The sequence below is a fragment of the Xanthomonas citri pv. citri genome (genome assembly GCF_000961215.1).
Classification (GTDB): domain Bacteria; phylum Pseudomonadota; class Gammaproteobacteria; order Xanthomonadales; family Xanthomonadaceae; genus Xanthomonas; species Xanthomonas cissicola.
This window is the reverse complement of the sequence record NZ_CP008998.1, coordinates 2,195,371-2,209,545: the sequence shown is the minus strand read 5'-3', so window position 1 is coordinate 2,209,545 and position 14,175 is coordinate 2,195,371. Positions and strand designations below refer to the sequence as shown.

Here is a 14,175-nt window from a genome sequence, read left to right as displayed (position 1 = left end):
GTTGTCTTCTCCGCTCCCCCCTTTCCCTTCCCTTCCGCGGCTACGCCATGACCTCGCCTTCCACCCACTCACGTTTCAGCGGACGCCTGGCGTACCGCCTGATGTTCGGTACGGCGGTCATTGCCTCGCTGTGCTTCGGTTTGACCGCGGCCATCACCTATTGGCAAAGCAGTCGCGCATTGAGCGCCTCAGCGCAGGCCACGATGCAAAATGCCGCGCGCTACCAGGCCGAGCAGATCGGCAGCGACCTTGGCCAGGCGTTGACGACCGGCCAATCGCTGGCCACCACCTTGCTGGTGCAACGCGCCAATGGCGGCATCAGCCGCGACAGTGCCGCAGCCGTGGTGCACGACCAATTGCTGGATCACCCCGAGTGGGTCGGCATGGGCACCTTGTGGGAGCCGCAGGCCTTCGATGGCAAGGACAGCGCATTCGCCAATGCTACGGGCCACGACGCCACCGGCCGCTTCATGACCTACTGGGGACGCAGCGACCAGACACTGGTCCGCGAGCCGCTCACCGATTACGAAACCCCCGGCCTGGGCGACTGGAATCTGAAACCGCGGGCGCTGCTGCGGCAGACCGTGGCCGAACCCTACGATTACAAGATCGGCGGCAAGACCGTGCTGATGACTACTTTGTCCACGCCGATCCTGCAGGACGGCAAGTATCTGGGCGCGGTCACCGTGGACGTGGCACTGGCGGCATTGCAGCAGCGCCTTGGCGCCTTGCGCCCGATGCAGGACGGTTATGTCGAACTGCTGTCGCCCGCCGGCGTGGTGCTGGCATCGCACGACACCACGCGTATAGGCAAGCAGGTCACCGACGCACGCCACCGCACCATGCTGGAGGCGATCAAGGTCGGCAAGGACGCGTTGGATTTCACCCCCGATGCAGACGGCGCAGTCAGCGCCTACGTTCCGCTACAGATCGGCAAGGCGCAGGAGCGCTTCGCGCTGGGCGTGGTGGTGCCGTATGCCACGATCATGCAGCAGGCGCATCACCTGCTGTGGACCATCCTTGCCGTCGGCCTTGGTTCGGCGCTGGTGCTCAGCGTGGCGCTGTTCGCGCTGCTGCGTCGCCAGGTGGTGCGGCCGCTGGAGGCCGCCGCGCACGTGGCCGATGCGATCGCCTCGGGCAAGCTCGACAACCAGATCACCGTGCAGCGCCAGGACGAAGTGGGCCGCCTGATGGGCGCCATGCAACGCATGCAGAGCGACCTGCGCGAGCGCATCGAGCGCGATGCGCAGGTCGCCAACGAAAACCTGCGCATCCGCACCGCACTGGAACACTCGGAAATGGAAGTGTTGCTGGCCGACGAACAGCACAACGCGGTGTTCATCACCCAAGCGCTGCACACCTCGTTCAAGCAGGGCGAGCCCGCCTTCCATGCCAAGGGCCAGACCGGCTTCAGTGCCGATGCGGTGGTCGGCAAGCCGATGGACTACGTGTTCGGCAACGACAGCGAAGGCACCGCGCGCACGCAGCGCCTGCGTCAGCTGCAGTCCACCAGCACCGAACGCTATCGCTTCGGGCCGGTGACACTGGATCTGACCATGACCCCGCTGTACGCCCCCGATGGCCGCCGCAGCGGCAGCATGCTGCTGTGGCGCAATATCAGTGCCGAAGTCAGCACGCAGCAGGAAGTGGCCGAACTGGTGCAGTCCGCCTTGATGGGCGATTTCGGCCAGCGCCTGGCGCTGGAAGACAAGCACGGGTTCTACCTGGAATTCGGCCGCCAGCTCAATGGCCTGCTGGAAACCACCTCGCTGAGCCTGGAACGGATTTCCAGCCTGCTCAGTGCGCTGGCCGAAGGCGACCTCACCGTACGCATGGACGGCGATTTCCAGGGCGTGTTCGCCCGCATGCGCGACGATGCCAACGCCACGGTGGCGCAGCTCACCGGCATTGTCTCCGGCATCCAGACCTCGGCCACGCAGATCAGCGCAGCCGCCAGCGAAATTGCTGCCGGCAACAACGATCTCTCCCAGCGCACCGAACAACAGGCCGCCAATCTGGAAGAAACCGCAGCCTCGATGGAGGAACTCACCTCCACCGTCAAACAGAATGCCGAGCACGCGCGTCAGGCCAACCAGCTGGCCATCGGCGCGGCCGACGTGGCATCGCACGGCGGTTCGGTGGTGGCGCAGGTCGTCACCACGATGTCGGGCATCGAGACCTCGTCCAAGAAAATCGCCGAGATCATCAGCGTCATCGATGGCATCGCATTCCAGACCAATATCCTGGCCTTGAATGCCGCCGTGGAAGCGGCGCGTGCCGGCGAACAGGGCCGCGGCTTTGCCGTGGTCGCTTCGGAAGTGCGCACGCTGGCGCAACGTTCGGCTGGTGCTGCAAAGGAGATCAAGCACCTGATCGACGATTCGGTGAGCAAGGTGGAACAAGGCGCGTCGCTGGTGCATCAGGCCGGCACCACCATGAGCGAGATCGTGGCCAGCGTGCAGCGCGTCACCGACATCATGGGCGAAATCTCCGCCGCGTCGCAGGAACAATCGTCCGGCATCGAGCAGGTCAACCTCACCGTGACGCAGATGGATGAAGCCACGCAGCAAAATGCCGCGCTGGTGGAAGAAGCCACTGCCGCAGCGCGTGCGATGGAAGAACAGGCTGGCCAGCTGACCGAGGCGGTGGCGGTCTTCAGGCTCAACCATGCAGTCAAACCGGTGTTGGCTGCGCCCACTGGCACACCAGCGGTGCGCGCGGTGGCCACCACCAAGCCGGCACCTGCCCGCGGCAAGCGCGCAGCGACACCGCTGCGTCAGTCCGTGGGCAAGTCGTCCGGCACTGCCGTTAACGACAGCCAGTGGCAGGATTTCTAACCGCCCCGTGCGCAGTGGATGCAAGCGTACACAAGCGTCACCGTACGTACGCAGCGTTACCTGCATTCCACAGCTGCATCCGGCATGGCGCATCTGGGCGCGCTGCGCATGCCCTGCCCTTCCGCCCGTCCGACGCGCATCAAGAATCATGCAGCGTTGCCGTTAGGGTGGATGACATCGATTGCCTGCGCCCCACCGCAGCAGCCGGTCCAGCAATGCATGCGTGCTGTTGCAGCCAGCACAGCCACGCATGCATCCGGATATTCGTTCCCGCAGGTTGCCACGCAAGGGATGCCATGAAGCCGTCTGTTATCGCCAGCTGTTTTGTGCTGTTGGGTATGATGGGTCAGGCCCGCGCTGAAGACCCGATCGCGACCGACCGCCCGGATTTCGTGGAATCCAGCCTCACCGTCGGCGACCGCCGCGTGCAGGTGGAAACCAGCGTCGCGTGGGAACGCGACGACGCCGTGGATGCATATTCCACGCCCACGCTGCTGCGCTACGGCCTGGGCCAGACCTGGGAATTGCGGATGGAAACCGATGGCTGGCAGCGCATCGACCTGCCTGGCGATGCGCAGGTGAGCGGCATGTCCGACGTCTCGCTCGGCATCAAGCATCACCTGGCCAGTTCCGACGATGGCAAGACCTCGCTGGCCTGGTTGCTGCATGTGGATCTGCCCAGCGGCGCGCAGGCATTGCGCGGCCATGGCGCCCGCCCCTCGTTCCGGCTGGTGGCCGAATGGGAGCTCAGCGACAGCATTTCCGCGGGCATGATGCCCGGGGTGATCTGGGACGACGATGGCCAGGGCAACCGGTATACCGCCGGCATTTTCGGCGCCGTTCTCGGCAAGGCCTGGAACGACCGCGTGCGCTCGTTCGTCGAAGTGGCGTTGCCGCAGATCGCCAACAGCGACGATGGCGGCACCGTCGCCCTGCTCGATATCGGCTCGGCCTGGCTGCTGAGCAACGACGTCCAACTGGACGCTGTCTACAGCCGCGGACTCAACGACCGCTCACCGGATCACGCGCTCGGCGTGGGCCTGTCTTTCCGCTTCTGACACGGGTTGCACCATGAAGATCATGCACATGCTGGGCGTCCTGGTGCTGGTGGCCGCATTGGCGCTGCTCGCGCTTGGTGGCGTGGGCTATAACGGCCAGCGCGGCCTGCTCGATGCGATTGCCGCACAGGTCATTTCCTCCGACGCGCTGCGCAACCACATGCAGGCGGACATGATGCACGACGCCCTGCGCGGCGATGTCACCGCGGCGTTGCTTGCTGCCTCCACGAAAGACGATAAAGCGGTTGCAGCCGCACGCACCGCATTGGGGGAACACGCTGGCGAATTCCGCGAGTCGCTGGCAGCCAACCGCAAACTGCCGCTGGCCCCTGCATTGCGCGGCGAGTTGGACGCGGTGACGCCGGCATTGCAGGCCTATATCGCATCCGCCGACCACGTGGTGAACGCTGCCGAAACGCATGCGGACAGCGCAGCGGCCTACGCGGATTTCAACGACAAGTTCGGCCAGCTTCAAACCCGCATGGGCGCCATCAGCGAGCGCATCCTGGCCTTGAACGAGGCCAGCCGCCGCCAGGCCGAGCAAGACAGCCACCGCGTGATGTGGCAGCAAGGCAGTGCCGTGGTGCTGGCATTGGTGTGCCTGGCGCTGGCGGCCGGCTGGATCCTGCGCTCGGTGTTCGGCCTGCTTGGCGGCGAGCCGCAGCTGGCCATGGCGGCCGCGCAGCACATCGCCGAAGGCTGCCTGGATCAACCGATCCCGGTCGCCGCAAAGCACTCGCGCAGCCTGATGGCCGCCTTGGCGCGCATGCAGCGCGACCTGCGCGAGCGCCTGGAGCGCGAGCGCAGCATCGCGGCCGAAAACCTGCGCATCCGTACCGCATTGGATAACGCATCCACCGGCATGTACATCGCCGACCCGGATCTCACCATCATCTACACCAATGGTGCGCTGCAAGACCTGCTGCACACCTACGCGGACGATATTCAGGCCTGCGCGCCTGCGTTCCATCGCACGGCCAACCTGGTCGGCCAGCCGGTCTCGCTGCTGGAAGTGGGCAACGCACAGGACGCAGAGATCTATCAGCGTCTGGACCGCCAGGGCGCTGCCCAACGCGAGGTGCAGTACCGCAGCACCTGCATCGCACAGAACGTTTCGGCAATTCGCGACGAGACCGGCGCGCATCTGGGCTTCGTCTGCGAGTGGCGCGACCGCACGGCCGAGGCGCGCGTGGAAATCGACGTTGCCGACGTGGTGCGTAGCGCCGCTGCCGGCGATCTTTCCAAGCGCATCGACAGTGCCGGAAAGCAGGGCTTTTTCCTGCAACTGGCGCAACAGCTCAATGCCTTGCTCGATGCCAACGCGGTCAGCATCGCCGAAGTGTCGCGCCTGCTCAGCGCACTGGCCGACGGCGACTTGAGTGCGCGCATGCAGGGCGATTTCCATGGCGTCTTCGCCACGATGCGCAACGACGCCAATACCACCGCCGAGCAACTGGCACTGGTGATCGGGCGTATCCAGCAGGCCGCCGGCAGCATTCATACTGCCTCAAGCGAAATTGCCGCCGGCAACAACGACCTGTCGCAGCGCACCGAACAACAAGCGGCCAATCTGGAAGAGACTGCCGCCTCGATGGAGGAACTCACTTCCACCGTCAAGCAGAATGCGGAGAGCGCACGCCAGGCCAACCAGCTGGCGATCGGTGCGGCTGACGTGGCTTCGCAGGGCGGCGCGGTGGTGGCGCAGGTGGTCACCACCATGTCCGGCATCGAAGTTTCATCGAAAAAGATCGCCGAGATCATCAGCGTCATCGATGGCATCGCGTTCCAGACCAACATCCTGGCGCTCAACGCCGCCGTGGAAGCGGCGCGTGCCGGCGAACAGGGCCGGGGTTTTGCCGTTGTGGCCTCCGAGGTGCGCACGCTGGCGCAGCGGTCGGCCGGTGCCGCAAAAGAGATCAAACATTTGATCGACGATTCGGTGAGCAAGGTCGCCGAGGGATCGCAGCTGGTGCATCAGGCCGGCACCACCATGGCCGACATCGTTGCCAGCGTGCAGCGCGTCACCGACATCATGGGCGAGATCGCTGCCGCGTCGCAAGAACAGTCGTCGGGCATCGAGCAGGTCAACCTCACCATCACCCAGATGGATGAAGCGACCCAGCAGAACGCCGCGTTAGTGGAGGAAGCCACTGCCGCTGCGCGCACCATGGAAGACCAGGCCAGCCAGCTGGCGCACGCAGTGTCGCGCTTTACCCTGGCCGATGCGCCGCCGTCGCAGGCTGCAACGCCTGCGGCCAAAAAGGCCGCCGTCGTCGCAGTTGCCCGGGCAAGCAAGACCAGCACGCGTGCGCCGGGCGCACGCAAGCCGGCAGTGAACGCACCCGCGGCCACCGCCGGCAACGACGGCCAGTGGCAGGACTTCTGAGCAAGGCCGCTCTGCAACTGCGGCCTGGATATGGCGCAGTGACGCATAGCGCTGTTTAGCGGCCCTGCGACCCGGCCCCATCGCCGCGACAGCTGTATTGCAGCGTTGGCCGGAATCGGCAGGCGTTTGCGTACGCATTAATACTTCACAATTAAAGAATGTGGCGTTTCGGCCGTTAGCGTGCTGGATAACGCCGTCAGGCAATGCTCCGGAGCAAGTGATGAATAAGTTCAACGACTGGCCGATTCGCCGCAAACTGATGTTTGCCTTCTGTCTGAGCGCCGTGCTCACCGCATTACTGGGCGGTTTGGGTTTTTCGCGCATGAAGCAGATGCAGAGCGAAACCACCTTGATCAACCAGGACGTGGTGCCGGTGTTGAGCCGCCTGTCCGAGTTGCGCGGTTTTGCCGGCGAATTCCGCGTCTACGAAGTGGGCCAGTTCCTCAATCTGGAAGACCCGGAGCGCTACGCGTATTTCTTCAAGCGCATGGATGAAATCCAGGCCAAGTACGCCGATACCCAGAAGCAGCTGGACGCCAAGATCGATGCGGCCTCGCCGTTGAAAGCCGAGTACGACAAGCTGACCGATGCCAGCGCACGCTATTTCGCGGCCAACCAGCAACTGCGCAAGCTCTATGCGGAGCCCGACCGCGCCGCCGCGATGGAGTTTTCGCGCAAGCAATCGGGCGAGATCCGCAAGGAACTGTTCGCCTCGGTGGACAAGCTGTATGCACAGCAGTCCAAGGCGCTGGGCGACATGGTGAGTGCCAGCGCCAGCTCGTTCAAGCTGACCAGCGCAGTGCTGCTGATCGGCACCTTGTTGATGGCCGCCTTGTCGGTGACCTTCGGCTGGTTGATCGCGCGCAGCATCACCAGCCCGATCGCCAAGGCACTGGGCGCCATCCGGGCGGTTTCGCGCGGCGATCTGGGCGTGCAGGTCGGCAAGACCAGCAAGGACGAGATCGGCCAGATGCTCGATGCCACTGGTGGCATGACCCAGATGCTGCGCCGTTTCTCCGACGAAACCGCGCGCATGTCGCACCTGCATGCTGCCGAAGACATCACCCACCGCATGCCGGAAGATTTTCCCGGTGTCTACGGCAACCTTGCCACCGGCATCAATACGATGATCTTCGAGCATCTCGATGCCATCGTCGATGCAGTGCGCATCCTCAATCAATACGCCCAGGGCGACCTTAGCGAAGATGCGCGTCGCCTGCCCGCCAGCCGCGCGGTGCTGCATGAGGCAATGGATGCAGCCAAGGCCAGCTTGTTGTCGATCAACACCGAGATCAAGCATCTGGCGCAGGCGGCCGCCTCCGGCGATTTCAGTGCGCGTGGCGATGCGCAGCGCTTCAAGTACGACTTCGCCGTGATGGTGTCGGATCTGAACTCGATGATGGAAGTCAGCGACCGCAACCTGGGCAAGCTGTCGCAGCTGCTCGGCGCGGTGGCCGATGGCGACCTGACCGCGCGCATGGACGGGCAATTCCACGGGGTATTCGCACGTCTGCGCGACGACGCCAATGCGACCACCCAGCGCCTGACCGACATCGTGGGCCGCATCAAGCACTCCACCCTGGCCATCAACACGGCCGCCGGCGAGATTGCCGCCGGCAACAACGACCTGTCGCAACGCACCGAGCAGCAGGCGGCCAACCTGGAAGAAACCGCCGCTTCGATGGAAGAGCTCACCTCCACGGTCAAGCAGAACGCCGAGCACGCGCGTCAGGCCAACCAGCTCGCCATCGGCGCGGCAGGCGTGGCATCGCACGGCGGCAACGTGGTCGGCCAGGTGGTCACCACCATGTCCGGCATCGAAACCTCGTCCAAGAAGATCGCCGAGATCATCAGCGTCATCGACGGCATCGCGTTCCAGACCAACATCCTGGCCTTGAATGCCGCGGTGGAAGCGGCGCGCGCCGGCGAGCAGGGCCGTGGCTTTGCCGTGGTGGCCTCGGAAGTGCGCACGCTGGCGCAGCGTTCGGCCGGTGCAGCGAAGGAAATCAAGGGCCTGATCGACGACTCGGTCAGCAAGGTAGCCGAAGGCTCGGCACTGGTGAATCAGGCCGGCAGCACCATGGCCGAGATCGTCTCCTCGGTGCAGCGCGTCACCGACATCATGAGCGAGATTTCTGCCGCCTCGCAGGAGCAGTCGGCCGGCATCGAGCAGGTCAACCAGACCGTCACCCACATGGACGAGGCCACCCAGCAGAACGCCGCGTTGGTGGAAGAAGCCACCGCCGCAGCACGCTCGATGGAAGAGCAGGCGCAGCAGCTCACCGAAGCGGTGGCGCAGTTCCGCCTCTCGGCCGAGCTGGAAGCGGTAACCCGTGCCACGCCGGTGGTGCGCCACATCGCCGCCAAGCGCCCGGTTGCTGCCAGCATGCCGGCCAGCAAGCCGCATGCTGCGCGCCCGGCGGGCCGTGCCGCAGCAGCAGTGGCACCGTCCAACGAATCCGATTGGTCCGAGTTCTAAGCGGCGAGACGGCTGCGCTCGCCGCCAGGTGGGCGCGACCGGCGCCGGGGCAGCTGTTCGCAGCGTGCCGGTCATCGAGTCGAACATCCCGCACGGCTGAAATAGTCGCCGCCATGCAAGCCGCGCTTTCTGGAGCGCGGCTTTTTTATTGCGTCGCCAGATCGAATAAACCCATCGGCACGTCAAAATGGATTATCCGGATACATTTTATAAATGTAAAAAATGAATGATCAGTAGAGCTCGCATTATCCATGGGCTATTTTGATGGATTCGATTCAATAAATCATCGGCTTATTTCACAAGCCTAACTTGAGTTATATTTTTTAGATATCGAGGTATTCAGAGAATATACGTGGGCGCCGTTACAGCACATAGCGACAGGTCAGGCGAGTATCGCTGCCGTCAGCGTATCGCTCTTCCCGCTGCTCAACGCGTCCAAGGAACCAGCCATGACTAACCTTCTCCAACGTTATAACGTCGGCCCACGACTGGCCGCCGCCTTCGCCGTTCTTATCGTGCTGTCGGGGCTGATTGCCTTTATCGGCTATCGTGGCCTGAGCGCGTCGCGTGCGCTGGTGGATCACCTGGTTAATCAGAACATGGTGAAAATCCGCTTGTCCAACACCATGATGAATGCCAACTCCGTCATTGCCACGCAGATTCGCAATGTCGTGTTGCCGACCTCCAACGAGGACAATCTCAAGTTTATCGAAAACATCAAGAATGCCCGTGCAGACTACGTCAAGGCACGCGAGGCCCTGTACGCAACCCCGCCCTCGGAAGAAGGCAAGGAAATTCGTGCAGAAATCGATCGCCGCCGAGAGATCGTCAAGGGCTTGAACGACAAGGTCATCGAGCTGGTGATGACTGGCCATAGCGACGACGCCCTGCCCTTGCTGCTGACCAAGGCTGCACCGGCGATGCAGCAGTGGCAGGACAAGATCGCAGAAAACATCGCATTGCAGAACAAGCTGGCGGGCGACGCCTCCGCTGCTGCGCTGCAGTCCATGGACGAGTCGCGCAAGTTGCTGATCGGCGGTTCGCTGCTGGTCGTGCTGCTGAGCGGCGCCCTGGGCGTGCTGATCACCCGCAGCCTGACCCAGCCGTTGAGCCGCGCGACCCGCGCTGCAGAATCCATCGCCGGCGGCCGGCTGGATAACGATGTCGATACCCAGTTCAACGACGAGGCCGGGCGCCTGCTCAAGGCGATGAGCAAGATGCAACAACAGTTGCGCAATCTGCTGAGCGCGCAGACCGACATGGCCCGGCGCCATGATGAAGGCCAGATCAGCTACCGCATCGATGCCGATGCGTTCCCAGGCGACTACGGCCGCATGGCAAGCGATACCAACAATCTGGTCGCATCGCATATCGCGGTGAAACTGAAGCTTGCGCAGATCATGGGCCGCTACGCCATCGGCGATCTCAGCGAGGACATGGACAAGCTGCCCGGCGAAAAGGCCGTGCTCACCGACACCATGGCGCAGGTCAAATTCAACCTGTCGGCAATGAATACCGAGATCAAGCACCTGGCCACATCGGCGGCCAATGGCGACTTCAGTGCCCGCGGCGATGCCGAGCGTTTCCAGTACGACTTCCGGGTGATGGTGGAAAGCCTCAACACCTTGATGGCCACCGCCGATGGCAACCTGCAATCGCTCTCGGGCTTGTTGCAGTCGATCGCTGCCGGCGACCTCACCGCACGCATGAGTGGCGAGTTCCATGGCGTGTTTGCGCAGATGCGCGACGATGCCAATGCCACCGCCACCCAGCTGGCCGAGATCGTCAGCGGCATCAAGGCCTCGGCCACGTCGATCAGGGGTGCGGCAAGCGAAATCGCCGCCGGCAATCAGGACCTGTCGCAGCGCACCGAACAGCAGGCCGCCAACCTGGAAGAAACCGCGGCCTCGATGGAAGAGCTCACCTCCACCGTCAAGCAGAACGCCGAAAGCGCACGCCAGGCCAACCAACTCGCCATCGGCGCGGCCAGCGTGGCCTCGCAGGGCGGCGAGATCGTCAGCAAGGTGGTCGGCACCATGAGCGGGATCGAAGCTTCGTCCAAGAAGATCGCCGACATCATCTCCGTCATCGACGGCATCGCCTTCCAGACCAATATCCTGGCCTTGAACGCGGCCGTGGAAGCGGCACGCGCCGGTGAACAGGGCCGCGGCTTTGCGGTGGTCGCCTCGGAAGTGCGCACCCTGGCACAGCGCTCTTCGGGCGCGGCCAAGGAGATCAAGGACCTGATCGACGACTCGGTGCAGCGGGTGGCCGAAGGCTCGGTGCTGGTGCACAGCGCCGGCACCACCATGGGCGAGATCGTGGCCAGCGTGCAGCGCGTCACCGACATCATGGGCGAGATTTCTGCGGCCTCGCAGGAGCAGTCGGCCGGGATCGAGCAGGTCAACCAGACCGTGACCAGCATGGACGAAACCACCCAGCAGAACGCCGCGCTGGTGGAAGAAGCCACCGCCGCGGCACGCGCAATGGAAGAACAGGCCCAGCAACTGACCGAAGCGGTGGCGCTGTTTCGGCTATCGGCCGACGCAGGAGCGATGACCCGCACCACGCCGGCGGTGCGCCAGATTGCCGCCAAGCGTCCGGTTGCGGTCAACAAGCCGACGATCAAGCCGCATGTCGCACGCCCGACGGCACGCCCCACTGTTGCGTCGGTCGCATCCGAGGCATCCAATTGGGCCGAGTTCTAATATCGGCCCAGAGACTGCACCTAGACACCGCGTTCGCTGGCGAGCGCGGTGTCTCTTTATGGGCGGTACTTCTAGCACGAGGCGCATCGGCGGGCATCGCGCCCGACACTGCAGCATGGCAGCGACGTCTTGCGCACGCGCCCGAACGCTTTCATTGGGCCACAGGCAGAGCCTGCACTGACGCCCTGCGCCGGCCTTGGGACGCGCTTCAGCAGACCAAGTTGCGATTACCAACAGGCTGCATCGTCAGAACCCGGTTTCGAACATAAATGCCATCGAAACCGCGTGATCAATTTGTGACGAGGCCCTTCAGTCGCGAGCGGTAGCGCCGCTAGCTATGTCAGCAACGAGGCACGCATGCGAGCGCGAAAACGCCTCACTGCACCGCGCCACCACACGGCCGATCACGGGGGGCCGAACGGATGGCTCCCACTACTCAGATTGTCACCAGCTCAAGGCACATTCGATGAAACAGCTAAGTCTTTCGACACAACTGGCACTGGGCTTCGGCACAGTTGTTCTTGTGCTTTTGATCGTCGCAACGGTGGGGCTACGTGGGCAGTCCCAGCTGTCGGACGCGGTGGCCATGAACGACCACACCTATCAGGTCATCGGCACCGGCCGCGCCATGTCCATTGCCACGGTCAATATCGAGACCGGTGCGCGCGGCTTTATGCTGTCCGGGCAGGAAACGCATCTCAAACCGTACAACAACGGCAAGGTGCAGTTCGAACAGGAATTCACCAACGCCAAGACGTTGACCGCCGACAACCCGGTTCAGCAGGAACGCCTGCAGCGCCTGCATGCGGCGTATGAGCAGTTCATGGGCTTTGAGGACAACCTGATCGCGCTGCGTGGCAAAAGCAGCGACACCGAGCTGTCCGCGCTGCTGACGCAATTCAAGGCCGGCCATGAACGTGCGGCGATGGGGCAGATCCGTCAGCTGCTGGTCGACTTCGAAGCGCAGGAAAACCAATTGCTGGTCAAGCGCAGCGCAACATTGAAGGCCGCGAAGGCCAGCAACCGTTGGTCGATGATCATCGGCAGCGGCATCGCCGTGCTGGTGGCGCTGGCCAGCGGCTGGTTGATCCGTCGTCGCCTGGTCAATCGCCTGGGCACCGCCTCGCACGTGGCCGATTCCATCGCCGCTGGCAATCTGTCGGTCAGCGTGGACAGCAGCGGCACCGATGAAACCGGTCGCCTGCTCTCCAGCATGAGCAAGATGCAGCAGCAGTTGCAGAAGGTCTTGCACGGCCAGCAGGAAATGAAGCGCCGGCACGATCAGGGCGAGCTGAATTTCCGCCTGGACGACGCAGCGTTTCCTGGCGACTACGCCACCATCGTGCGCGGCAACAACGACCTGGCCGCCTCGCATGTGGCCGTGATGATGCGGTTGGCGCAGATCATGGGCCAATACGCGATCGGCGACCTGCGCGAAGACATGGAAGCCCTGCCCGGCGACAAGGCCGTGCTCAGCGACACCATGGCCAAGGTCAAGGGCAACCTGTCTTCGGTCAATCACGCCATCAAGCATCTTTCCCAATGCGCCGCCAATGGCGACTTCAGCGCCCGCGGCGATGCGGAAAACTTCCAGCACGACTTCCGCGTGATGGTGGAAAGCCTCAACACCTTGATGGCCACCGCCGACGGCAACCTGCAGTCGCTCTCGGGCTTGTTGCAGGCGATCGCTGCCGGCGACCTCACCGCCCGCATGAGCGGTGAATTCCACGGCGTGTTCGCGCAGATGCGCGACGATGCCAATGCCACCGCCGTGCAGCTGGCCGAAATCGTCACCGGCATCAAGGCCTCGGCCATCTCGATCAAGGGCGCTGCCAGCGAAATCGCTGCCGGCAACAGCGACCTGTCGCAGCGCACCGAACAGCAGGCCGCCAGCCTGGAAGAAACTGCCGCCTCGATGGAAGAGCTCACCTCCACCGTCAAGCAGAACGCCGAAAGCGCACGACAGGCCAACCAGCTCGCCATCGGCGCGGCCAGCGTGGCCACGCAGGGCGGCGAGATCGCCGGCCAGGTGGTCGAGACCATGGCCGGCATCGAGGCCTCGTCGAAGAAGATCGCCGATATCATCTCCGTCATCGACGGCATCGCCTTCCAGACCAACATCCTGGCCTTGAACGCCGCGGTGGAAGCGGCGCGTGCCGGCGAGCAAGGCCGCGGCTTCGCCGTGGTGGCTTCTGAAGTGCGTACGCTGGCACAGCGCTCTTCCGGCGCCGCCAAGGAGATCAAGGACCTGATCGCCGACTCGGTCGAACGTGTGGCCGCCGGTTCGGTGCTGGTCAATACCGCAGGCAGGACCATGAGCGAGCTGGTGACCAGCGTGCAGCGGGTCACCGACATCATGGGCGAGATCTCCGCCGCTTCGCAGGAACAGTCGGCTGGCATCGAACAGGTCAACCAGACCGTCACCCAGATGGACGAAACCACCCAACAGAACGCCGCGCTGGTGGAAGAAGCCACTGCCGCCGCGCGTTCGCTCGAAGAACAGGCGATCGGATTGACCGAGGCCGTGGCGGTCTTCAAGACCGAGCAAGGCACCGCCAGCACTGTCCGCACGGCATCGGTCGCCAAGGCCGCGCCCGCCGTGCGCGCCAAGCTGACCTCGATCGGCGGCACCGCTGCCGCCAAGCCGCGCGCGGTCGCTGCATCGACGACCGTCGAGACCAGCTGGCAGGAGTTCTGACCAGCACGC

Annotated in this window: 6 protein-coding genes; all 6 read left to right on the top strand. The window is 63.9% G+C overall.

Translation table 11 applies throughout. The features are described 5' to 3' along the window. Positions 1–47: 47 nt before the first annotated feature. Complete coding sequence (locus AMD14_RS10120; RefSeq protein WP_045714575.1) at positions 48–2,837, top strand: methyl-accepting chemotaxis protein; 2,790 nt, start codon at positions 48–50, stop codon at positions 2,835–2,837. 296 nt (positions 2,838–3,133) lie between these two features. Next, a complete protein-coding gene (locus tag AMD14_RS10110; RefSeq protein ID WP_033482967.1) occupies positions 3,134–3,895 on the top strand; it encodes a transporter in 762 nt (253 codons plus the stop codon). Between the two features lie 13 nt (positions 3,896–3,908). Then, complete coding sequence (locus AMD14_RS10105) at positions 3,909–6,281, top strand: methyl-accepting chemotaxis protein (protein WP_015463126.1); 2,373 nt, start codon at positions 3,909–3,911, stop codon at positions 6,279–6,281. A 220-nt stretch (positions 6,282–6,501) separates the two neighbouring features. After that, the gene (locus AMD14_RS10100; protein ID WP_015472224.1) at positions 6,502–8,760 is read left to right on the top strand and encodes a methyl-accepting chemotaxis protein; all 2,259 of its coding nucleotides are present in this window, start codon (positions 6,502–6,504) and stop codon (positions 8,758–8,760) included. A 449-nt stretch (positions 8,761–9,209) separates the two neighbouring features. Then, complete coding sequence (locus AMD14_RS10095; RefSeq protein WP_011051213.1) at positions 9,210–11,468, top strand: methyl-accepting chemotaxis protein; 2,259 nt, start codon at positions 9,210–9,212, stop codon at positions 11,466–11,468. Positions 11,469–12,054: 586 nt separating this feature from the next. Further along, complete coding sequence (locus tag AMD14_RS10090) at positions 12,055–14,166, top strand: methyl-accepting chemotaxis protein (RefSeq protein WP_040107750.1); 2,112 nt, start codon at positions 12,055–12,057, stop codon at positions 14,164–14,166. Positions 14,167–14,175 lie beyond the last annotated feature (9 nt).

Coding starts and splice junctions, on each gene's coding strand:
- AMD14_RS10095 (WP_011051213.1), top strand. CDS start 9,210: ATGACTAACCTTCTCCAACGTTATAACGTCGGCCCACGACTGGCCGCC.
- AMD14_RS10090 (WP_040107750.1), top strand. CDS start 12,055: ATGAACGACCACACCTATCAGGTCATCGGCACCGGCCGCGCCATGTCC.
- AMD14_RS10105 (WP_015463126.1), top strand. CDS start 3,909: ATGAAGATCATGCACATGCTGGGCGTCCTGGTGCTGGTGGCCGCATTG.
- AMD14_RS10100 (WP_015472224.1), top strand. CDS start 6,502: ATGAATAAGTTCAACGACTGGCCGATTCGCCGCAAACTGATGTTTGCC.
- AMD14_RS10120 (WP_045714575.1), top strand. CDS start 48: ATGACCTCGCCTTCCACCCACTCACGTTTCAGCGGACGCCTGGCGTAC.
- AMD14_RS10110 (WP_033482967.1), top strand. CDS start 3,134: ATGAAGCCGTCTGTTATCGCCAGCTGTTTTGTGCTGTTGGGTATGATG.